This window comes from Dasania marina DSM 21967 (genome assembly GCF_000373485.1).
GTDB lineage: Bacteria > Pseudomonadota > Gammaproteobacteria > Pseudomonadales > Dasaniaceae > Dasania > Dasania marina.
Genome location: NZ_KB891588.1, coordinates 127,107 through 149,390 on the forward strand (window position 1 = coordinate 127,107; position 22,284 = coordinate 149,390).

The window sequence follows — 22,284 nt, forward strand, 5'->3', positions numbered from 1 at the left end:
AATACTCCACACTATTACACGTTACCCACGCTTTATGCGTTAGCTAATTTACCGTGACATTGTTTAAACTTCTTACCCGAGCCACAAGGGCAAGGCTCATTGCGACCCACTTTACGGCCTTCGCGCACAAAGGGTTCCTGTTCATCGGCCTGCTCAGCTTGATCGCCAACCAAACCGGAATCAGCACTGGGGTGGTTAAACTCCATTTGCTGCATGGCTTCGATTTTGCGACGCTGCTCTTCTAAAGCTTTAACTTCATCTTCATGTTGTATACGCACATGAGATAAAAACTTCACCACCTCAAACTTTAAGTTAACCAACATTTCTTGGAACAACTCAAACGCTTCGCGCTTATATTCTTGTTTGGGGTTTTTCTGTGCATAGGCACGCAAATGTATGCCCTGACGCAGATGATCCATAGTCGCCAAATGCTCTTTCCACAAGCCATCCAGCACCTGCAACATAATATGTTTTTCAACTTGGCGTAGCTCGTCGCCTATCTCAGCCATTTTTTGATCGTAGCTAGCTTTTACCGCGCTGAGAATTTTTTGCCGCAGGCTTTCTTCGTGTAACTGGTCGTCGCTATCCAGCCATTCTTGTATTGGGCACTCCGTAGCAAATTCGGTCTCTAAGCGGTTTTCTAAACCGGGAACATCCCACTGCTCTTCTATGCTTTGTGGAGGGATATACTCACTCACTAAATCATGCACCACATCTTCGCGTATCGCTTCTATGGTGTCGTGTATATCTTCAGCTTCTAATAACTCTACCCGCTGCTGATACACAATTTGACGCTGATCATTGGCAACATCATCGTATTCTAATAATTGCTTACGGATATCAAAGTTACGGCCTTCTACTTTCTTCTGGGCTTTTTCTATAGAGTTGGTAACCATGCTGTGCTCTATGGCCTCACCCTTTTCCATGCCCAATTTTTGCATAAACATTTTTACTCGCTCAGAAGCAAAAATACGCATTAAACTATCATCCATAGATAGATAAAAACGCGATAACCCTGGGTCACCTTGCCTACCGGCACGGCCACGCAGCTGGTTGTCTATACGCCGTGATTCATGACGCTCGGTGCCTATAATATGCAGGCCGCCCGCTTCTATTACTTTTTTATGGCGCAGGGCCCAAGCATCACGCAATGCTTTTATCTGCGCTTCGCTGGGATCGTCCACCGCGGCAATTTCTACGTCTACACTGCCACCCAATACGATATCAGTACCACGACCCGCCATATTGGTAGCGATAGTGACTGCCCCAGGACTACCCGCTTGGGCAATAATGCTGGCTTCTTGCTCATGGTATTTGGCGTTTAGCACTTTGTGATCGATTTTGGATTTTTTAAATAAAGTTGATAGCGCTTCCGACGTTTCTACCGACGCCGTACCCACTAAAATAGGTGCGCCCTTTTTTACCAGCTCTCTAACATCATCCACTATGGCCTGGTATTTTTCTTCCAAAGATAAATACACTAGGTCATTTAAATCTTTTCTGATTATGGGCACGTTAGTAGGTATGACTACCACATCCAAACCATAAATTTGGTGAAATTCAAAAGCCTCGGTGTCGGCGGTGCCGGTCATGCCCGATAAGGTATTGTATAGGCGGAAAAAGTTCTGGAAGGTAGTAGAGGCTAAGGTTTGGCTTTCGGCTTGCACCTCCAACTCCTCTTTTGCCTCTATGGCTTGGTGCAAACCCTCTGATAAACGACGGCCAGCCATGGTGCGGCCAGTATGCTCATCGATTAGCACCACCTGGCGGTTTTCAATAATATATTCCACATCACGATGGAATAATTTATGGGCCCGCAAGCCTGAGTAAACATGCTGCAACAAAGATAAATTAGTGGCCGAGTACAGGCTCTCACCTTCTGCCAGTAAACCATCGTTAATCAATAGCTCTTCAACAAATAAATGACCGGCCTCAGTCATTTCTACCTGCCTAGTCTTTTCATCAATTTTATAGTGGCCGGTTTCTTCCTGCTCTTCATCTCCCTCTACATCTATCTGTTCCTCTAGCTTAGGGATAAAGAGATTAATGCGTTTGTATAAGGCAGAATTATCTTCGGCTGGGCCAGAGATAATCAAAGGAGTACGTGCTTCGTCTATGAGTATCGAGTCCACCTCATCGATAATGGCAAAATTTAAGCCGCGCTGAAATCTATCCTCTTTAGAAAACGCCATGTTATCGCGCAGATAATCAAAGCCATATTCATTATTGGTGCCGTAGGTAATGTCAGCCGCATAGGCCGCGCGCTTGGCTTCGCTATCCTGTCCAGAAACCACGACTCCCACGCTCAAACCTAAAAAGTTATACAGAGGGCGCATCCACTCGGCATCCCGTTGCGCCAAGTAATCATTGACAGTAACCACGTGCACACCTTTGCCGCCTATAGCGTTGAGGTATACCGGCAAGGTCGCCATTAATGTTTTACCTTCACCGGTGCGCATTTCAGAAATACGCCCCTGGTGCAACGTAATACCACCTATCATTTGCACATCAAAGTGGCGCATAGCCATTACTCGACGGCCAGCCTCACGCACTACCGCAAACGCCTCAGGCAATAATTCATCCAGGCTACTACCTTGCTCTAAACGTTTTTTAAATTCGTCGGTTTTGGCTTGTAACTGGCTGTCATCTAAAGCCTTTAGACCCTCCTCTTGCGCATTAATGAGCTCAACCGTTTTGCTCATGCGCTTTAATTCACGGTCATTTTTACTGCCGAATACTTTTTTAAGAACATTACCAATCATAACTTTCACTATTAAAATGTTGTGTGGCTGAGAATATATCTTTGTCACAGTCGTCGCGACAGGCATAGCCAGATAAGATATATCAGAAGAAACTGCTAAGAATTAGCTAGAGAGGCAAAACTATCGGTTGGTGCGATGTATATATGCAGCTGGATCGACGGCGCGACCGTGCTTATAGACTTCAAAATGAACATGGGGGCCAGTAGAGCGGCCAGTACTACCCATTAGAGCAATCTCTTGGCCTTTCTTAACAATATCGCCCACCTTTACTAGGTGCTCTTTATTGTGGCCATAGCGGGTAACATAACCACCGCCGTGGTTAACTTCTACCATTTGGCCATAGCCGTAACGCTTATCAGCCCAGGTGACTACACCTGCGGCTACAGAGATAACTGCCGAGCCTTCTTTGCCAGCAAAATCTACCCCTTCGTGTATAGCAGCGCGGCCAGTAAACGGGTCGGCCCTATGACCAAAGCGAGAAGACATCCAACCTTTTTTGATAGGTCGGCCAGCGAGGAAGATATCGTCTTGAATTTTGCGATTAGCTAATAGTGTTTCTAATATTTCTAACTGCTGGGCACGGTCATCAACCTTGGCCAACAGCTCGTCCATATTGCTAACAAAATCGGTTTGCGAGTAGCTTTGGCCCAAGTCATCGGTTTCGGGGCCACCCAGAGCGGGCATTTGGCTAAAGTCGAATTCGCCTTTGTCTAACTTGGCGATGGTGGTAACGCGCTCGCCCAGAGCGTCTAAGCGCACCAGCCGCGATTGTAGCTCGGCCATGCGTAGGGTTAGGGCTTGCAGTTGTTGCTCGGCCTGCCGCTTGGCATCACTAAGCTCTTGCTGCTGCTGCTCACTGCGATCTTTTAACAATTGCAGCGCGCTGTGATCTAAAACTTCATCATCGTGACCCGCTTGGTAACCTACATAAATACCGGTAGCCAAAGGCGCGCCCAATAAACATAGCGACAGCAGGGTGCGCGTCCACAACCCTAGGGAAAGAGTTTTAGACTCAGCATGTTTATCGTTAACAATGATAACTTTCATAAGTATGTGCTGTTTTATTGGCTTCTTTTATTGACCAGCCACGGGGCTAGCTGAGTACTACTAACCCAGAATTGCGTGCAAATATGGCATATAAATGCCGCAATTACCAACTTATAACCCAAAAAGCCGACAGCTAAAGCAGCTTTTGCCTAGTAGCTCACGCTATAACAAAAGCCCATCAACCGTGGTTTATAGGGGTTTATACCGCCGAAACGGGGGCCATATAAGAGATGGGGGCAGTGTCTTTATCGTCAAAAGTCACTACTTCCCAAGCCTCTGGCTTGGCGATTAGGCTGCGCAACAAAGCATTATTAAGGGCATGGCCAGATTTATGGGCTTTAAACTCACCTATCAAGCTATTGCCCAATAAATATAAATCACCAATAGCGTCCAGCACCTTGTGCTTAACAAACTCATCTTCGTAACGCAGGCCATCTTCATTGAGGATGCGGTACTCATCAACCACAATAGCATTGTCTACACTGCCGCCTTGGGCCAGGCCCTTGGAGCGCAGGTATTCAATTTCATGCATAAAACCAAAGGTTCTGGCACGGCTAACTTCTTTCACAAAAGAGGTACTGGAAAAATCTAATTCGGCACTGGCCTTGCGGTCGCGAAATACCGGATGATCGAAATCGATAGTAAATGACACCTTAAAGCCATCAAAAGGGAGGAAGCTGGCTATTTTGTCGCCATCTTCTACCGATATCGGTTGTTTAATGCGTATAAACTGCTTGGCCTTTTCTTGCTCTTGTATACCCGCTGACTGAATCAGGAAGACAAAAGGGCCCGCACTACCATCCATAATGGGCACTTCGGCCGCACTTAGCTCTATATAGGCGTTATCTATACCCAAGCCTGCCATAGCCGACAGTAAATGCTCTACCGTTGAAACACGCACGCCATCTTGTATTAAGGTGGTTGATAAAGTGGTATCGCCGACATTCTCTGCGCGCGCAGGAATTTCGACCACAGGATCAAGATCGGTGCGACGAAATACAATCCCCGTGTCTATAGGGGCAGGTAATAAGGTTAGGTACACCTTTTCACCCGTGTGCAGGCCTACGCCGGTGGCACGGATTGCATTTCTTAAGGTACGCTGTTTAATCATGGCTACTTTTGCTCAGCTATTCGTCTGTGGCATACGCCACATGCGAGGCCCGGATTTTGAGGCGCGAATACTACCAGAGTTCAATAGTATCGCCAAACCCTCAGTGATATTGCCCAGCTCTACGTTTAATCGGCTTGGCGACGTAGAAATGCTGGAATGTCTAAATATTCCATATCTCTATCTTCGCTAGGGGCCACGCTGTGTTCACGCTTAAGTGCGTTAGCACCGCTAGTGCGCATCACCGTAGGTCTATCCAGCTTGCTATAGTCGGGGTTCACCACCTCTAAAGGCTTAGTATCCGCTACTTTTTCTGGCTTAGCCATCGATTGATGACCACCTAAACCCGTCGCTACCACAGTCACCCGCAGCTCGTCGCCCAGGCTTGGATCCATCGCAGTACCGGTAACTATAGTCGCATTTTCAGAGGCCAACGCTTCAATAATGTCACCGACCTCAGCAAACTCACCCAGAGACATATCAGGACCAGCAGTAATATTAACTAAAATACCGCGCGCACCTTCCAGATTAATATCATCCAGCAAGGGGCTGCGTATAGCCATTTCTGCCGCTTCACGGGCACGATTTTCACCGCGAGCCGAACCGGCACCCATCATCGCCATACCCATTTCTGACATCACTGTGCGCACATCTGCAAAGTCGACGTTGATTTGGCCTGGGTTGATAATCAAATCCGCTATACCCTGCACCGCACCTAGTAATACATTGTTAACGGTTTTAAAGGCTTCGATTAACGGCGTGTTTTTACCTAACACTTCTAACAATTTTTCGTTAGGAATAGTGATAAGTGAATCCACATGCTGCTGTAATTCCAGCATACCCTCATCGGCAATCTTCATGCGCTTCTTACCTTCAAAACGGAAGGGACGCGTCACTACAGCTACCGTTAAGATGCCCATCTCTTTAGCCACTTCAGCAACTACCGGTGCCGCACCGGTACCGGTACCGCCACCCATGCCAGCGGTAATAAAAATCATATCGGCACCGTGTATGGCTTCGGCTATGCGCTCTCTATCTTCTAAAGCTGCATGCCTACCCACTTCCGGATTGGCGCCTGCGCCCAAACCTTTAGTGATGTTGCCTCCCAACTGTAAAACCGTCGAAGAAGCTAAATCCGTTAAAGCCTGAGCATCGGTATTGGCGCAAATAAAATCTACACCAGACACACCCGAATCTATCATGTGACGCACAGCATTACCGCCGCCACCGCCTACACCAATTACTTTAATGACTGCGCTTTGGGGCACATTATCAACGAGTTCAAACATTTTCCTTCTCCCTTTTTTGTTTTTACCGATTCCAACCAATGTTGGCATGAGTAACTTTTTTACATTAATTAAAAAATTAAAAATTATTTTTAAACCATTCTTTAATACGGCTCATTTTGCCCGTATTGTTTGTCGTGTTCGCTGAGCGACTTCTAATCGCCCCCGGCTCCTGCTGCTTTAAACCGTATATTAATAAGCCCACACCGGTAGAGTAAATCGGGTTGCGGACTATGTCGGTAAGGCCGCTGATATTCTGTGGCGAGCCTATGCGTACCGGTGTGTTGAAAATCTCTTCGGCTAACTCAACCACTCCTTCCATTTTGGAGGTGCCGCCGGTTAACACTATGCCGGCAGCGATTAAATCTTCGTAACCACTGCGGCGTAACTCTGCCTGCACTAAGGTAAACAATTCGTCATAGCGCGGCTCTACCACTTCCGCTAATGCTTGCCGTGATAGTTCGCGAGGCGGCCTATCGCCCACGCTGGGCACTTTGATAGATTCATCCGCGCCCGCCAACTGCGTTAAGGCACAAGCGTATTTAATTTTAATCTCGTCAGCGTGTTGCGTAGGCGTGCGCAAAGCCATGGCAATATCATTCGTTACCTGATCACCAGCAATAGGAATAACACCGGTGTGACGTATAGAGCCTTCAGTAAAAATGGCAATATCTGTGGTGCCGCCACCGATATCTACCAAGCAAACACCTAGGTCTTTTTCGTCATCGGTTAACACCGCATAACTAGAAGCCAACTGCTCTAAAATAATATCTTCCACTTCCAATCCACAGCGGCGTATACATTTCTCTATGTTTTGAGCCGCGTTTACTGCGCAAGTCACTAAATGTACCTTGGCTTCTAAACGCACGCCCGACATACCCAAAGGCTCTTTAATACCCTCTTGCGTGTCTATGACGTATTCCTGCGGCAATATATGTAGTACTTTTTGATCGGCAGGTATCGCTACCGCCTGCGCTGCATCTATCACTCTTTCCAAGTCCAAGGGATACACTTCGCGATCGCGTATAGCCACTATGCCGTGAGAATTTAAGCTGCGTATATGGCTGCCGGCTATGCCCGCGTACACCGAGTGTATTTGGCAGCCCGCCATTAGCTCTGCCTCTTCTATAGCACGTTGTATTGATTGCACGGTGGATTCTATATTCACCACCACACCCTTCTTTAAACCTCTAGAGGGATGCGAACCTATGCCAACAATTTCCAGCTCACCATCACTGGTTACCGCGCCGACTATAGCCACCACTTTTGAGGTACCTATATCTAAGCCGACTATCATCTTGCTATTTGATGAGCTGCTCATCAGCGCACACTCCTCTTTATCGTTTTTTTATCAACACTGTTACTTTTAACCATGTTTACAGCTCTCTTATGTTTGCTCACGCCAGCTCACCGCCAAGCCATTGCTATAGCGCATGTCTATGCTTTTAATCGATGCCAAGTTACTCGCTAAGGTTTTTTGATAGACATAAGCAAAGCGCTGCATTTTTTCCATCAACTGATCGCGACCTATACTCAGCGTTACACCGCCTCGTAAGGTGGCCTGCCAGCCGCCCCTAGTATTTAACTGAAAACGTTCTAACTCCAAACCCTGATGTCTTAGCAACTCGCCTACCGCACGATAATTAGCCATCACGGTTTTACTGCTCTCATCGGGGCCGGCCAATAAAGGCAGCCCCGGCACCTTAACCATGGGTTTAGGCTTAAATAGTTCGCCGCGGTGATTCAAAAAACCTCGCTCACCCCACTGCGCTATAGTTTGCTGCTCAACAATGTTAATCGCCACTTCATTGGGCCATAAGCGCTGCACTCTTACCTCATAAACCCAAGGAAGTTTTTGTAACTGCTTGCGTATGGCCGCCATATCTATGCGCACAAAACCCTGCTGTAAAAAGGGGCGAACTTCGGCAATAACTTTTTCTTTATTGACATACCTAAGCTCGCCGCTTACCGCCACTTTATCTATGGGCTGGTTAATAATATGCATACCGCCCTGATATAAGCCGCCCACTAGCAGCAACAACGCCGCCACAAACAATGCAGACTGCAAACGCCGCCAAGGGAAGCTTGCCTTGGAAGGTTTAGGGGGGCCTTTGCTAACAGCACCGCGTTGTTTTTTAGGCTTTAAGAATTGCATTATGGCTCTACGCTCAAGGCTAAAATAGCTTCTACTAAATCATCAAAGCTCATCCCCACCGCTTTTGCGGCCATAGGCACTAAACTGTGACTGGTCATACCCGGTACGGTATTAACTTCTAATAAATAAAAGTTACCCTGCTCATCCTGCATAAAATCTACCCGGCCCCAGCCAGTACAGCCTATGCTGACAAAAGCCTGTTCGGCTAATTGTTTAAGCAGCTGCTCTTGCTCCTCAGCCAAACCGCAGGGGCAAATATATTTGGTATCGTTGGAAATATATTTGGCTTCATAATCGTAAAAACTGTTTGCTGTTTCTAAACGTATAGGAGGTAAAGCCACCCCGGCCAAGATCGCCACGGTAAATTCGGCACCCTTAATCCAGCGCTCGGCTATCACCACAGCGTCATATTGCGAGGCGTAGTGATAGGCCTGCTCTAATTGCTCAGCGCTATTCACTTTCGCCATGCCTAGGCTAGATCCTTCGTGCGCGGGCTTAACCATGGCCTCGCCCCATTGCGCCATTAAATCCTGCCAATCGCTATCCGCTTGCAAGTGAGCAAACTCGGCGGTGGGCAGACCTACACCATCCCACAATTGTTTACAGCGCATTTTATCCATGGCCAGAGCTGAGGCCATGACGCCGCTACCGGTATAGCTAATCCCTAACATTTCCAATAAGCCTTGTACTGTACCGTCTTCGCCGTTAATACCATGCAAGGCAATAAACACATGTTGATAGTGCTCTATAAGCTCTTGCACCCAGCCCGACTCGGCGGTATCTAGGGCCACTGCCGCTATGCCTTTGTTGTGCAAAGCTTGCAGCACGGCATTGCCACTTTGCAGTGAGATATCCCGCTCGGCAGAAGTGCCGCCCAGCAACACGGCAACGGGGCTGTTTAAACGTTCAGCTAACATTGATAGGCCCCTTTAATTGGCTGGCCGCTAGCGCCGCGCTTAATACGCCGACGTTGCCTGCGCCCTGAGTGAGTAGCACATCGCCATCTTTTAACACCCGCTGTAATTCGTCGCTGATGTCGTTGATATTGGCGATAAAAATAGGGTCTACCTTGCCGCGATTACGGATAGTGCCCGACAGGCTGCGGCTGTCTGCACCCGCTACCGCTTTCTCGCCCGCGGAGTAAACTTCCAGCAACAGCAGGCAATCGACCTCTGACAACACCCGCACAAAATCTTCGTATAAATCTTTGGTACGACTGTAACGATGCGGCTGATACACCATCACTAAACGTCTCTCCGGCCAAGCTTGCCTAGCCGCGGCAATAGTGGCGGCCACCTCGGTGGGGTGATGGCCATAATCATCAACCAAGGTGACATTGCCGGTTGTGATAGGGTAATCACCGTAGACTTGAAAACGCCTACCCACACCTTGAAAGTTTTCTACCCCGCGACATATCGCTGAGTCATCGATGCCTTCGTCACAGGCTACCGCTATGGCAGCTGTGGCATTCAATACGTTGTGATCGCCAGGCATATTAATGGTTAGCGACAGAGTGCCTTTGCCGTTTTTCCTCAGCACTTCAAAGTCGGTAACTCTATTGCGCTTGACCACATTGATAATTTGATAATCTGCATCATCACTAAAGCCGTAGGTTAAAATAGCGCGGCTAATTTGTGGCATTAACTCGCGCACCACATCGTCATCTATACACAACACTGCCATGCCATAAAAAGGCAGATTATGTAAAAACTCCACAAAGGTTTGCTTTAGTTTTTCAAAATCACCGTCATAGGTGGCCATATGATCGGCTTCTATATTGGTGATTACCGAAATCATGGGCTGCAAATGTAAAAATGAGGCATCACTTTCATCGGCTTCGGCGATTAAATAACGGCTTTCACCCAACTGCGCATTGGTGCCGGCGCTGTTCACCAAGCCGCCAATCACAAAGGTGGGGTCTAGTTTGGCTTCGGCAAATATAGACGTAATCAAACTTGTAGTCGTGGTTTTACCGTGGGTACCCGCTACCGCAATGCCGTGCCTATAACGCATTAACTCTGCCAGCATTTCGGCCCGCGGTACTATAGGCGTACGTGCCGCCCTAGCGGCTATCACCTCTGGATTTTGTTCGTTGACTGCGCTAGAACACACCACTACATCCACACCTTCGACATTGCTAGCCTGATGGCCGATGAAAATATCGGCACACATATCCTGTAATCTGGCAGTATTTTTTGAAACCTGTATATCAGAGCCGGAAATGCTATAACCCATATTCAATAACACTTCAGCTATGCCGCACATACCGGCACCGCCTATACCTACAAAATGTATGCGCTTAATACGACGCATTTCTGGCACCACGAAGGCCGCTTCATTACCCAGCATGAGCAAACTCCATACAGGTTGTGGCAACATCTATAGCTGCATTGTTTTTAGCTAAACATCTTGCGGCTGTCGCCATATTGAGTAACTGCTCTTTATTGAGCGCCCAGTGCTTAATTTTTTCCGCTAGCAGCTCAGGGTTTAATTCAGTTTGCGGCAATAACATAGCCGCGCCATTACTTGCCAACCAACGGCCGTTTTCAGTTTGATGATCGTCTATGGCATGGGGCAAGGGAATTAATAAGCTGCCCACGCCGGCGGCAGTTAATTCAGCAACGGTTAACGCCCCCGCTCGACAAATCACCACATCGGCCCAGTTATAGGCCGCTGCCATATCTTCTATAAAAGCTTCGGCTTTAACACTAAGCCCCAGCTGCCCATAAGCCTGTTTAACCGCTTCTATATGGGCATTACCGGTTTGATGCCACACCTCAACCCCAGCCTTATTACTCAACTGCGCTAGGGCCGGCGGTAAAGCATCATTGATCGCTTTAGCACCTAAGCTACCGCCTAGCACCAATACATGCAGCGGCTTATTTTTCCTGGCCTGCCAGCGCAACGCAGGCTCAACTATCTGCGCAATTTCATCGCGCACCGGGTTACCGATATAGCGGCCTTTATCACCGCCCAAATTAATGGGGTAGGCTGTTAATACCACTTTTGCGAAACGGGCCAATAAGCGATTAGTGGTGCCCGCCACTGCATTTTGCTCGTGTATCACTAAGGGCCTACCGGTTAACCAAGCGGCCAAACCGCCAGGGCCTGCGACAAAACCGCCCATACCCAAGACACAAACAGGGTCTAGGCGACGTAAAACTTGCAGCGCCTGCCGCAACGCGCACAGCAACTGCCAAGGCGCTTTTAATAAACTTATCACTCCCTTGCCACGCAAACCCGACACACTTAATAGATTTAATGTTATGCCCGCTTCAGGTACCAAGCGCGACTCTATACCCTTAGCCGTGCCCAACCATTCCACATGCACGCCTTGCGCACGCAAACATTCTGCCGCGGCTAATGCTGGGAATACGTGGCCACCGGTCCCACCAGCCATAATTAACACCGCCGGCGCAGTCATGTTGCCACCTCGCGTTGTTTTTTATGACTCACTGTCGCCGCACCTTGATGCAACTCGGCATAGATACGAAATACCATCGCCATTAAGGCGCAGCACACAATTAAGCTGCTGCCGCCATAGCTTAAAAAAGGTAGCGTTAAACCCTTAGTGGGCAGCATGCCCGTGTTCACACCTATATTGATAAACACTTGGCTACTCAACATCAGCGCTATACCGTAAGCCACATAAGCATGGAAAGGCTTCAACATTTGCTCAGCCAATCTACCTAATTTTAAAATTTGCATAATCAATGCCGCAAACAAAGCCAACAACAATAACGAGCCGACAACACCAAACTCTTCTGCATAAATGGCAAACACAAAGTCAGTGTGCGACTCTGGCAAGAAGAATAATTTTTGTATGCTGTTACCTAAGCCCACGCCAAACCATTCGCCGCGGCCGAAGGCAATGAGTGATTGCGTCAACTGGTAACCACTGCCGAATTTAAACTCATCGGCCCAGGGGTCAGAAAAAGCTAACCAACGCTGCAAGCGATAAGGCGATGTTGCAATCAACAATACCAAGGCCATTAACGAGCTTAAAATCACCAATAAGAATTGCCCCAGCTTCACACCCGCTAAAAACAACATACCAAAAGCCGTGCCTACAGTAACAACGGTGGCACCAAAGTCTGGCTCTAGCATTAAGAGCAGGGTGATAAAAAACAACACTGCCATAGGTTTAACAAACCCTGTCCAACTGGCGCGCAGCTCTTGCTGCCTACGCACTAAGTAACCCGACAAATATAAAATCACACACACTTTAGCCAACTCTGAAGCCTGTAGTGTTAACACGCCCAAGCTTAACCAGCGGCGGCTGCCATTCACTTCACGACCCACCCCAGGAATTAACACCATCGTCAATAAAATAAAGGCGGCGAATAATAATAATGGGCTGCAGCGCTCCCATACATTCATGGGCACTCTATACACCAACATGGCGCCCACTAGCGCCACAGCCAAATGAAATCCGTAACGCGTAATATGGAAGAATGGATTGCCGTATTGGTAGGCCGCAAACTCTATAGAGGCCGAACTCATCGCCACAAAACCAATTAATATTAATGCCACTATACAGCCTGCCAAAACACGAACTGAAACCGCCTGCCCATCGGCTGCGGCTATCGCCAAGGCGCCTTGGCTACCAGATTTTTTCTCTGTAGCTTTGCTTTTTAGCGCTGTGTTTTTGGCTAGAGTCGTCATCATTCAATGCACACTCTTGTTTTTTAAGCTGGTGACCGCAGTACAAAAATCGTCACCGCGCTGCTGATAGTTGTTATACATATCAAAACTGGCGCAGGCCGGCGCCAACAAGACGGCATCACCTTCTTTAGCCAGAGTTTTCGCAGTTGCTACGGCCTCGGCCATAGTAACGGCTTTAACTACGTTCACTGCTGGTGATAATAAACGGGACAACGTCTCAGCCTCTGCTCCTATCACCACTACCGCCCTACAGGCGCGCTGCACCGGCGCTAGTAAATCATCAAAGCTGGCACCTTTGCCTTCGCCGCCCGCGATCAAGATTATTTTTTCAACACTAGCCTCTAAACCTTCTATCGCAGCCAGCGCGGCACCCACATTAGTAGCTTTGGAGTCGTTGTAATATTTCACTCCGGCAATGCTTGTTACAAACTGGCAGCGATGAGCCAGACCGGAAAAATCACGCAGCGCGCTAAGCATGGCCGCAAAAGGCAAGCCCGCAGCATGACCTAGGGCCAAAGCGGCCAAGGCGTTTTCTATATTGTGCCTACCAACAATTTTTAACTCTGTTACCGGCATTAGCTTTTCAAATTGAAACGCTAGAAATTCTTGTCCGTCCTCTTTGATTAAACCAAAGCCTTTAAAGTCGGGTTGACCTAAACCAAAGTGCCATTGCTTGACCTCATCGTGAACTAAGGGCTTAGATAAAGTATCAGAGCAATTCACCACTACCTGCTGGCAACCAAAAAAGATGCGATGCTTAGCTCTATGATAGGCGGCTATATCGCTATATCTATCCATGTGATCGGCACTGATATTTAGCACGGTAGCCACTTCCGCATTCAACGGCTGTGTGCGCTCTAATTGAAAACTGGATAATTCCAATACATAAAGATCGGGCTCAGGCTCGCTCAATAAATCCAAAGCGGGCACACCTATATTGCCGCCCACCGCCACTTTTTTACCGGCAGCTATGGCCATTTCACCCACCAAGGCTGTCACCGTGCTTTTACCGTTGGAGCCGGTAATAGCGATAATCGGGGCTTTGACTACACGCCTAAATAAATCGATATCGCCGCAATACGCCACGCCCGCGTCTATCGCGCGCTGTATGGCAGGCTCCGCTAAAGATACCCCTGGGCTAATAATGAGTTCATTGGCATTAGCCAAGGCCTCATCGCTAATAGCACCTAAACTTATGGTGACATCGGGTAATTCTTTTTGCAGCTGCGCCAAACCCGGCGGCTGCATTCTGCTATCCACCACCGAAAAGGGAATATTTTGGCTCGCCAAATAACGCGCACAGGATAGCCCAGTAAGGCCTAAGCCCACGACTACATAGTGATTGTCTTTAGCGATAATTTGCACTAACTCTTTTTCCCTTTAACGTATCTTCTTAAGTGACTTTAAACACAATTTCTTACCGTAATTTCTTACCGTAACTTCAAGGTAGCTAAACCAAACAACACCAGCATGACGGTGATAATCCAAAACCGGACTATCACCCGCGGCTCTGGCCAGCCTTTTAATTCAAAATGGTGATGTATGGGTGCCATTTTAAAAATACGACGCCCCGTTAATTTATAAGAAGCTACTTGCAAGATGACGGAAACTGTCTCCATCACAAATACGCCACCCATAATAAAAAACACGATTTCATGGCGGGTAATCACCGCCACCGTACCTAGCGCCGCACCCAGTGCTAAGGCACCAACGTCGCCCATAAATATTTGTGCGGGATAAGTGTTAAACCATAAAAACCCCAAACCCGCACCCGCCATAGCACCGCAAAACACCACTAACTCTCCGGTGCCCGCCACATAAGGTATAAATAGGTATTGCGAGAATTCGGAGTGCCCCACCAAGTAAGCGATCACGCCTAAGGCCGAACCCACCATGACTGTGGGCATAATGGCCAAGCCATCTAAGCCATCTGTTAAGTTAACCGCATTACTCGCACCGACAATAACAAAGTAAGTCAGTACGATAAAAAACGGACCTAAATTCCAGGCATAGTTCTTAAGAAATGGAAAAAACAATTGTGTTTCTGCAGGCGTCACGGCGATGTCATACAAAAATATTGCCGCGCCTAAACCGGCAACTGATTGCCAAAAATATTTCCAGCGTGCGGGCAGGCCTTTAGAATTTTTCTCTATCACCTTGCGATAATCGTCTACCCAGCCTACCGCACCAAAAACAGCAGTCACCAGCAACACCGTCCACACATAGGGATTAGTTAAATCTGCCCACAATAAAGTACTGGCAAGAATGGCCACTAAAATTAAAGCCCCCCCCATAGTAGGCGTACCCGCTTTACTGAGGTGTGACTCGGGACCATCATCGCGTACAGTTTGGCCTATCTGGTGATAATTAAGCTTGCGTATCATCCAAGGGCCTAGCAGCAATGAAATAAGTAGCGCTGTCATCACCCCAAAAATACCGCGCACGGTTAGGTATTGAAAAACCTGAAAAGCGACAAAATGTTGCGACAGTAATTCTGACAACCAAAGCAGCATTAGTGTGTCTCCCCTTGGGTATAAGTTGTTGTTATTATTTCGACAACACGCTCCATGTGAGCACTACGCGAGCCTTTTACCAGCACCACACCTTGCTGGCAGTGAGGTAAACCTGCCTGTTGAAACTCTTCTATAGTAGCGAAGGCTAACGCTTCCGGACCAAAGCCAGCGGCTACATCGTTGGCCCACCGCCCTATGGCTACAACATGGTTAATATTTTTACTACGACAGTAACTACCCATTTGCTTATGTAAATTCTGCACTTGCTCGCCTAGCTCGGCCATAGCACCCAGCACTAAGCAAGTAGGCTTATCACTTTGCGCTAGCACATCGACAGCGGCCTGAACGGCATCAGGGTTGGCGTTATAGCTGTCATCTATCAAAGTTAAATCGGCATTGATGGTAATAACATGTAAACGCCCGGCTACAGCTTGCATTTTTTGCAGGCCAATTTTTATATCTTGTAGTGAGGCACCCGCCGCCAACGCTACCGCTGCTGCGGCCAAGGCATTGGCTACATTGTGCTTGCCCAGCAAGGGCAAACGTATGCTGGTCACTACACCACTGGCGTGTAACTCAAAATCGGTAAACTGCTTAGCCGCTATGATTTTGCTGGCATACACATCGGCATGTTCATCTAACAAACTAAAACTTAGGCACTGCACACCAGCTGCTTGCTGACGCCATAGGACAGCGTACTCGCTATCCATATTGATAACCGCGACATCACTACCCGCAAGGCCCTGATAAATTTCGCCCTTGGTTTGCGCGACGCCCTCTATGCTACCAAAGCCCGCTAAGTGTGCCTGCAAGGCGTTGGTCACCAATGCGATAGTGGGTTTTACAAACTGGCATAGGTAGGCGATATCGCCTTTTTTAGCGGCGCCCATTTCTATAACTGCACACTGATGTTTAGGCGTTAATTGCAACAACGTTAAGGGCACACCAATCTCATTATTTAAATTACCGGCGGTTGCCAATACCGCACCGCGCCCAGCCATAATGCTAGCCAACATTTCTTTGGTGGTAGTTTTACCGGCGCTGCCGGTTAAGGCGATGACTGTTTTATCAAAAAGTTGCCTTTGCATCGCGGCCACTTGGCCTAGCGCCAAACGGGTATCGCTTACTACCAGCTGCGGTAACGCCACAGCCTGGCGTTCGCTAACTATGGCGGCACTGGCTTGTTGCTGCGCCGCGCTGACCACAAATTGATTGGCATTAAAATGCTCGCCATTCAAAGCGATAAAACAATCGCCTGCTTTTAAAGCCCGGCTATCGGTGCAAATATTGTGCACGTCCGCATCGGCGGTTAATTCGCCACCTAACACGCTATTTAATTGGCTCAGTTTCATGGCCTGCATCATAACGTCGCCCTCTTAGCCATGGCCAAGCGTGCTTGCACGGCATCGTTAAAGGGCAGACGCTGTAAACCTATTTGCTGGTAGTCTTCATGGCCTTTGCCGGCTATCAACAACACGTCATCTTCGGCGGCGGCCAATATCGCTCGCTCTATGGCTTTCGCTCTATCAACCTCGACAGTCATCGCGTTAGCGTTAGTAACACCAGCTACTATTTGCGCGACAATGGCATCGGCATTTTCGGTGCGGGGGTTATCGCTAGTAATCCACAACTGATCGGCCAACCTAGCCGCTACCGCGCCCATCAAAGGACGCTTGCCTTGATCTCTATCGCCACCACAACCAAATACGCAAACTAATTTTTGCTGCGCATGTAAACGCAAAGCCGTTAGGGCCTGCTCTAAAGCATCAGGCGTGTGGGCATAATCAATTACCACCGCGGGTTTTTGCTTGCCACTGATTAGCTCCATGCGACCAGCAACAGGTTTTAGCTTGCTTACCGCTGCTACCAAAGCTTTAAAATCAAAACCCTGCACAACTAAGCTGGCAACCGCCGCCAAGATATTGCTGATATTAAAATGTCCCAGCAGTGTCGTGTTAAGTGCAGCACTACCCCAAGGGGAGTGTATTTGTGCCGAAATGCCTGCCGCATGATATTGCAGCTCTGTGGCATAGATATCAGCCTGCGAATTACTAACGCTGTAACTGACGCAATTAACTGCAGTAGCTAAACCCGCTTTTATTTCGGCACTAAACGCATCATCGAAATTAATCACCGCATGCTTTAAATCGGCCTGTTTAAACAGCAACGCTTTGGCAGCGCCGTAGCTGGCCATATCACCGTGATAATCGAGGTGATCTCTAGTGAGGTTGGTGAATACTGCGACATCAACATTGACCGCAGCAACACGACCTTGCACCAAACCATGAGAGGAGACTTCCATCGCCACTACATCGGTAGCATCCTGCCAGTCGGCTAAGGTTTTTTGCAGACTAATGGCATCCGGAGTAGTGTTTACACCGGCAGTAAACTGGCCATCGACACCTATGCCTAAGGTACCTATCACGCCGCAGTGTTGCTGTAAGGCGTTGAGCAGTTGCATCACAAATTGGGTACAACTGGTTTTGCCATTGGTGCCCGTTACCGCAATAATATTTTGCTGCAATGAAGGCCGACCATAAAAATTAGCGGCGATAGCGCTAATTTTCTGATTTAAATTAGCTATTGCCAACATAGCTACCGCACAGGATTTTAAAGTGCTGTGACTATCGACCAATACCGCAACTGCGCCTTGCTGTATGGCTTGATCTATAAAGTCTTCGCCGTTTACAGCGGCGCCCGCACTAGCAATAAAAACATCGCCTGCGTTTATAGCGCGACTATCCACCTGCACGCCGCTAACCGCTAGCTCGGCAATGGCGCTATCCATAGCAGACACAACACCGGCCAGTAGCGCTTGTAAGGTAATCGACTGTGGGGAGTTATATTTCGCCATCATTAAGCTGACTTTCGCCCCCCTGTAACAAGCTCAGGCTTAGCGGCTACCGCCTCTTTCAATTCTGAGAGTTTATCGGGAGTAACATCTAATAAACGTAAAGCATCTGCCATCACTTTTGAAAACAAGGGTGCAGCTGCCTCACCGCCGTGATACATCTCTATACTAGGTTCATCTATCATCACCACCGCCACTAGACGAGGATTGTCAGCTGGCGCCATACCGGCAAAAATCGCTCGGTATTTATCGTCAGCATAACCATTGCTACCCACTTTATGCACGGTACCGGTTTTACCTGCCACGGTATAAGTAGCAATTTGTGCGCCGGTGCCAGTGCCACCTTTTTCGGTAACGGTTTTTAACATTGCTACGACTTGCTTAGCCTGGTGAGTATTAACAATCCTTACGCCCTGCTCTTGCTGATCTTTGCGTAACAAACTAATAGGCTGCATCAAACCGCCATTAGCCAAAACGGCGTAAGCCTGTGCAAGCTGCACAGGCGTTACTGATAATCCATAACCGAAAGCAAAGTTGACGATTTCTATAGGTCGCCAATTAGCCCTACTAGGCATCTGCCCGGCTCTTTCGCCGGGAAACCCCGAGCCCACGTCGCGGCCTAAACCAAAGCGGCCAAATAATTCCCAGGTAGATTGTTCATCTATATCCAGCGCCATCTTACTAATACCGACCTGGCTGGATTTAGTTAAAATTTTGGTAACATCTATCACCCCGTAATTAACCGGGTCTAATAAGGACTTTTTACCAACCCGTATATAACCAGGATTGGTATCCACCAAGGTAGTTGGCTTATATTTACCGCTTTCCAGCGCTGCTAAAACCGTAAACGGTTTTACTGTGGAACCTGGTTCAAACACATCCGTCATGGCGCGGTTGCGCATATGGGCTGGATTTAAGCGGTTGCGATTATTGGGGTTATAAGAAGGCTGATTCACCATAGCCAACACTTCGCCGGTGTAGCTATCGACTACCACTACCGAGCCCGCTTTAGCTTTTGAGCTTTGCAACATGGACTTTAATTCGCGGTAAGCCATGTACTGCAAACGCATATCTATACTTAGGGTTAATTCCTTACCCGACTCGGCTTCGCGCTGCTGATCTATGTCGCGTATCACACTGCCGTGCAAATCCTTTAATACGCGCTTACTGCCCTCACTACCGCGCAGCCATTCATCATAGGCCAGTTCCAAGCCCTCTTGGCCTCTATCGTCGATATTGGTAAAACCCACTAAATGCGCAGCCACTTCTGCCGCCGGGTAGTAACGTTTATATTCTTGCTGGTTGTTCACACCTTTTATTTTTAAGGCCATGATAGCCTTGGCCTGCTCTGGTGACATATGTCTGCGCAAATACACAAAGCCGCGCTCGCGGTTATCAATAATTTTTTTCTGTATAGACGCCGCTGGCATCTCCAACAGTTTTGCCAAGGGCTTGAGGTCCTGCACTAAACCCTGCATATGCTTGGGGTTAATCCAGATAGACGCCACTGGCGTGCTCACTGCCAAAGGCTCGCCGTTGCGATCAGTGATTACGCCGCGATACGCAGGAATGTTTTGCGTGCGTATGGTTCTAGCATCACCTTGGTTTTGCAAAAAACGGGTTTCTAGTAATTGCAAAGAAACCACTCGCCAAATAAGCAGCACAGCCAAGCCCGCCAGTAGAAAAACTACTAGCGAAAAACGCCATGCTGGCATTGCTTGTTGCGATTTTGCTTTCAAACACTCACCTTTGTTATCTCGCCACCTTTTGTTATCTCACTATCCTAATGGATGATGGATCGGGTACCTTCATTGCTAATGTTGTTTTTGCCACTTCTTCTATACGCACCGGCGAAGCCCAAGTACTTTGCTCTAACAGTAAGCGCCCCCACTGCTCCTCCAACGCTATTTCATGCCTGTATTCACGCTGCAAGGCGCTGAACAACTGCCGGCTTTTATAGGTGCTATAAATCACCGCCAACGCAGAGCTCACCACTAATACGACCAACACGATGGTGATGACGCATTTTTCTGTGCTTGCGGCCAGTCCGTTAAACGCTAAACCCTGCCGACTCATACCAAACCTTTAGTAAACATTGCATTAATCTTATAACGTCAAAAAATCACTGCATCCAGCTAGGCAATTTTTTCCGCCACTCTCATAATGGCACTGCGTGAACGCACATTACCCTCTACCTCGGCACTGCCTGCACGCACAGCTTTACCGATTTGTTTCATACGTTTATTTAATTGCGAGTCCAGAATAGGCACACCCGCCGGCAACACGTCGCCGCGCACTTGCTGTTTAATAAAACGCTTTACCATGCGATCTTCTAGTGAGTGAAAACTAATCACCACTAAACGCCCACCTATGGACAACAAATCCAGCGCCTGATTGAGTAAATCTTCTAAATCGCCTAACTCATTGTTAATAAAAATACGTATGCCTTGAAACGCTTTCGTCGCTGGGTTTTTACCGCGTTCCCAAGCGGGGTGCGCCTCAGCCACCACTTTTTGCAAGTGCAGAGTGGTAGTAATGGGATTTTTGTCGCGCTCAGCTACTATGGCTTCGGCTATGCGCAGGGCGTAGCGCTCGTCGCCAAACTCTTTCAATACTTTTCGTATTTCGGGCACCTTCGCTTCAGCTATCCACTCAGCCGCACTTTGGCCGGCATCGGGGTTCATGCGCATATCCAAATAACCGTCGCGCATAAAACTAAAACCGCGCTCAGCTTGGTCCAACTGTGGCGACGACACACCCAAGTCCAACAAGATGCCATCTAGGCTTGCTATGTTTTTATCGGCAATAAAGTTTTTTAAATCGGCAAACGAGCCCTGCACAATGGCAAAGCGTGAATCTTGCTGCTCGAATTCTTTGCCTGTAGCTATGGCCTGCGGATCTTTATCGGTGGCAATTAAACGACCGCGCTCTGAGAGGCGCTTTAAAATCTCAGCACTATGACCGCCACGGCCAAAGGTGCCGTCGGCGTAGCTGCCATGCAAGCGCTGGTCATCATCACCTAACAGGGCATCGACGGCCTCATGTAGTAAAACGGTTTCGTGCATATGCTCGCCTAAAATGAAAATTCGCTGAGTGAAGCAGGCATTTCTTCATCGTCATCCTCTTCATCGAGGTAAGACTGCCAGTTTTCTTCGCTCCATAACTCCAAGTAATCAACCTGGCCTACTAACACGATCTTTTTCTCTAAACCTGCATATTCACGCAGTGTCGGTGGTATCAGCACCCGGCCATTAGCCTCATCTACTTCTAAGGCTGTGGCATAACCCAGTACCACCCGCTTAATGCGTGCGGCTTTTTTATTAGTACTAGATAAGTTTTTAATTTCTGGCAGTTTTTGCTGCCAGCGTGGCTCGGGGTATACCAACAGGCATTTCTCGGTGGTATTTGCAGTCACAACAATGCTACCGCCGCAGTCAGCCTGCAGCGTTTCCCGCACTTTCGTGGGAATAGCGAGACGCCCTTTGGCGTCCATGTTGATAGCAAAATTGCCTTGGTACACTTTTTTCCACCCAATTAGCTTTTTTATAGGGATAAAAAATCACCAAAAACCACTTAATGACACTTTTCTCCACTTTCGCACACTATAGGGAGGCAAGCGTAACCTTGTCAAGAAACAAACATGGCTAAAAGCCACGAATTTCGGGGTATGTGAGGGGATCGTGTAGGGATCTGCAGCGAAACAACAAACGGGAAAAAAGCAAAATACAGCTAAATCAAACGATTAGAAGACAAACTTAATGTATTACTTTAAGTTTGTAAGTGATGCTTGATAAGAGAAATCCTGTTGAGCTAGAAGTGAATAACAATTAGGCCTTGCGCCTAGCTACTCAACGGTCAAAAACATAACACAACACAGCCCCCAATAACAAACGGTGC

The 22,284-nt window shown here is 48.0% G+C and carries 18 protein-coding genes; all 18 read right to left on the minus strand.

Translation table 11 applies throughout. The features are described 5' to 3' along the window. Positions 1-32 precede the first annotated feature (32 nt). On the minus strand, positions 33-2,762 hold the full coding sequence (gene secA, locus B067_RS0116770; RefSeq protein ID WP_019531246.1) for a preprotein translocase subunit SecA: 2,730 nt from the start codon (positions 2,760-2,762) through the stop codon (positions 33-35). Between the two features lie 120 nt (positions 2,763-2,882). Continuing rightward, positions 2,883-3,809 (minus strand): M23 family metallopeptidase, encoded by a 927-nt coding sequence (locus tag B067_RS0116775; RefSeq protein ID WP_019531247.1) that lies wholly within the window; start codon positions 3,807-3,809, stop codon positions 2,883-2,885. A 199-nt stretch (positions 3,810-4,008) separates the two neighbouring features. Then, positions 4,009-4,920 carry a UDP-3-O-acyl-N-acetylglucosamine deacetylase gene (gene lpxC, locus B067_RS0116780; protein WP_019531248.1) on the minus strand — a complete coding sequence of 304 codons (912 nt, stop codon included), beginning with the start codon at positions 4,918-4,920 and terminating at the stop codon, positions 4,009-4,011. 125 nt (positions 4,921-5,045) lie between these two features. Then, positions 5,046-6,206 carry a cell division protein FtsZ gene (gene ftsZ / locus B067_RS0116785; protein WP_019531249.1) on the minus strand — a complete coding sequence of 387 codons (1,161 nt, stop codon included), beginning with the start codon at positions 6,204-6,206 and terminating at the stop codon, positions 5,046-5,048. A gap of 76 nt (positions 6,207-6,282) precedes the next feature. Beyond that, entirely contained in the window at positions 6,283-7,524 is a 1,242-nt protein-coding gene (ftsA, locus tag B067_RS0116790) for a cell division protein FtsA (protein ID WP_026244741.1), read from the minus strand. Positions 7,525-7,590: 66 nt separating this feature from the next. Then, positions 7,591-8,358, minus strand: coding sequence for a cell division protein FtsQ/DivIB (locus tag B067_RS20780; RefSeq protein ID WP_019531251.1), 768 nt, complete (start codon positions 8,356-8,358; stop codon positions 7,591-7,593). Beyond that, positions 8,358-9,275, minus strand: a complete 918-nt coding sequence (locus tag B067_RS0116800; protein ID WP_019531252.1) for a D-alanine--D-alanine ligase — start codon at positions 9,273-9,275, stop codon at positions 8,358-8,360. Before B067_RS0116800 ends, B067_RS20780 begins: the two co-directional genes overlap by 1 nt. Continuing rightward, positions 9,265-10,707: a UDP-N-acetylmuramate--L-alanine ligase gene (gene murC, locus B067_RS0116805; protein WP_019531253.1), complete on the minus strand. Its 1,443-nt coding sequence runs from the start codon at positions 10,705-10,707 to the stop codon at positions 9,265-9,267. Before murC ends, B067_RS0116800 begins: the two co-directional genes overlap by 11 nt. Further along, positions 10,697-11,782, minus strand: coding sequence for an undecaprenyldiphospho-muramoylpentapeptide beta-N-acetylglucosaminyltransferase (murG, locus tag B067_RS0116810; protein ID WP_019531254.1), 1,086 nt, complete (start codon positions 11,780-11,782; stop codon positions 10,697-10,699). Before murG ends, murC begins: the two co-directional genes overlap by 11 nt. Then, positions 11,779-13,026, minus strand: coding sequence for a putative lipid II flippase FtsW (ftsW, locus tag B067_RS0116815; protein WP_019531255.1), 1,248 nt, complete (start codon positions 13,024-13,026; stop codon positions 11,779-11,781). Before ftsW ends, murG begins: the two co-directional genes overlap by 4 nt. Further along, positions 13,027-14,388, minus strand: a complete 1,362-nt coding sequence (gene murD, locus B067_RS0116820) for a UDP-N-acetylmuramoyl-L-alanine--D-glutamate ligase (protein ID WP_019531256.1) — start codon at positions 14,386-14,388, stop codon at positions 13,027-13,029. A gap of 65 nt (positions 14,389-14,453) precedes the next feature. Next, positions 14,454-15,536 (minus strand): phospho-N-acetylmuramoyl-pentapeptide-transferase, encoded by a 1,083-nt coding sequence (mraY, locus tag B067_RS0116825; protein WP_019531257.1) that lies wholly within the window; start codon positions 15,534-15,536, stop codon positions 14,454-14,456. Beyond that, positions 15,536-16,900 carry a UDP-N-acetylmuramoyl-tripeptide--D-alanyl-D-alanine ligase gene (locus B067_RS20785; RefSeq protein WP_019531258.1) on the minus strand — a complete coding sequence of 455 codons (1,365 nt, stop codon included), beginning with the start codon at positions 16,898-16,900 and terminating at the stop codon, positions 15,536-15,538. The genes mraY and B067_RS20785 overlap by 1 nt, the downstream gene beginning before the upstream one ends. After that, positions 16,897-18,393 carry a UDP-N-acetylmuramoyl-L-alanyl-D-glutamate--2,6-diaminopimelate ligase gene (locus B067_RS0116835; RefSeq protein ID WP_019531259.1) on the minus strand — a complete coding sequence of 499 codons (1,497 nt, stop codon included), beginning with the start codon at positions 18,391-18,393 and terminating at the stop codon, positions 16,897-16,899. Before B067_RS0116835 ends, B067_RS20785 begins: the two co-directional genes overlap by 4 nt. Continuing rightward, positions 18,393-20,126 carry a peptidoglycan D,D-transpeptidase FtsI family protein gene (locus B067_RS0116840; protein WP_476695842.1) on the minus strand — a complete coding sequence of 578 codons (1,734 nt, stop codon included), beginning with the start codon at positions 20,124-20,126 and terminating at the stop codon, positions 18,393-18,395. Before B067_RS0116840 ends, B067_RS0116835 begins: the two co-directional genes overlap by 1 nt. Before the next feature lie 31 nt (positions 20,127-20,157). Beyond that, a complete protein-coding gene (gene ftsL, locus B067_RS0116845; RefSeq protein ID WP_019531261.1) occupies positions 20,158-20,463 on the minus strand; it encodes a cell division protein FtsL in 306 nt (101 codons plus the stop codon). Positions 20,464-20,522: 59 nt separating this feature from the next. Continuing rightward, entirely contained in the window at positions 20,523-21,452 is a 930-nt protein-coding gene (rsmH, locus tag B067_RS0116850) for a 16S rRNA (cytosine(1402)-N(4))-methyltransferase RsmH (protein ID WP_019531262.1), read from the minus strand. A gap of 8 nt (positions 21,453-21,460) precedes the next feature. Beyond that, on the minus strand, positions 21,461-21,907 hold the full coding sequence (gene mraZ, locus B067_RS0116855; RefSeq protein WP_019531263.1) for a division/cell wall cluster transcriptional repressor MraZ: 447 nt from the start codon (positions 21,905-21,907) through the stop codon (positions 21,461-21,463). Positions 21,908-22,284 lie beyond the last annotated feature (377 nt).

Excerpts from the sequence above, each read along its gene's own strand:
- secA (WP_019531246.1), bottom strand. The coding sequence starts at position 2,762 with ATGATTGGTAATGTTCTTAAAAAAGTATTCGGCAGTAAAAATGACCGT.
- B067_RS0116775 (WP_019531247.1), bottom strand. The coding sequence starts at position 3,809 with ATGAAAGTTATCATTGTTAACGATAAACATGCTGAGTCTAAAACTCTT.
- lpxC (WP_019531248.1), bottom strand. The coding sequence starts at position 4,920 with ATGATTAAACAGCGTACCTTAAGAAATGCAATCCGTGCCACCGGCGTA.
- ftsZ (WP_019531249.1), bottom strand. The coding sequence starts at position 6,206 with ATGTTTGAACTCGTTGATAATGTGCCCCAAAGCGCAGTCATTAAAGTA.
- ftsA (WP_026244741.1), bottom strand. The coding sequence starts at position 7,524 with ATGAGCAGCTCATCAAATAGCAAGATGATAGTCGGCTTAGATATAGGT.
- B067_RS20780 (WP_019531251.1), bottom strand. The coding sequence starts at position 8,358 with ATGCAATTCTTAAAGCCTAAAAAACAACGCGGTGCTGTTAGCAAAGGC.
- B067_RS0116800 (WP_019531252.1), bottom strand. The coding sequence starts at position 9,275 with ATGTTAGCTGAACGTTTAAACAGCCCCGTTGCCGTGTTGCTGGGCGGC.
- murC (WP_019531253.1), bottom strand. The coding sequence starts at position 10,707 with ATGCTGGGTAATGAAGCGGCCTTCGTGGTGCCAGAAATGCGTCGTATT.
- murG (WP_019531254.1), bottom strand. The coding sequence starts at position 11,782 with ATGACTGCGCCGGCGGTGTTAATTATGGCTGGTGGGACCGGTGGCCAC.
- ftsW (WP_019531255.1), bottom strand. The coding sequence starts at position 13,026 with ATGATGACGACTCTAGCCAAAAACACAGCGCTAAAAAGCAAAGCTACA.
- mraY (WP_019531257.1), bottom strand. The coding sequence starts at position 15,536 with ATGCTGCTTTGGTTGTCAGAATTACTGTCGCAACATTTTGTCGCTTTT.
- B067_RS20785 (WP_019531258.1), bottom strand. The coding sequence starts at position 16,900 with ATGATGCAGGCCATGAAACTGAGCCAATTAAATAGCGTGTTAGGTGGC.
- B067_RS0116835 (WP_019531259.1), bottom strand. The coding sequence starts at position 18,393 with ATGATGGCGAAATATAACTCCCCACAGTCGATTACCTTACAAGCGCTA.
- ftsL (WP_019531261.1), bottom strand. The coding sequence starts at position 20,463 with ATGAGTCGGCAGGGTTTAGCGTTTAACGGACTGGCCGCAAGCACAGAA.
- rsmH (WP_019531262.1), bottom strand. The coding sequence starts at position 21,452 with ATGCACGAAACCGTTTTACTACATGAGGCCGTCGATGCCCTGTTAGGT.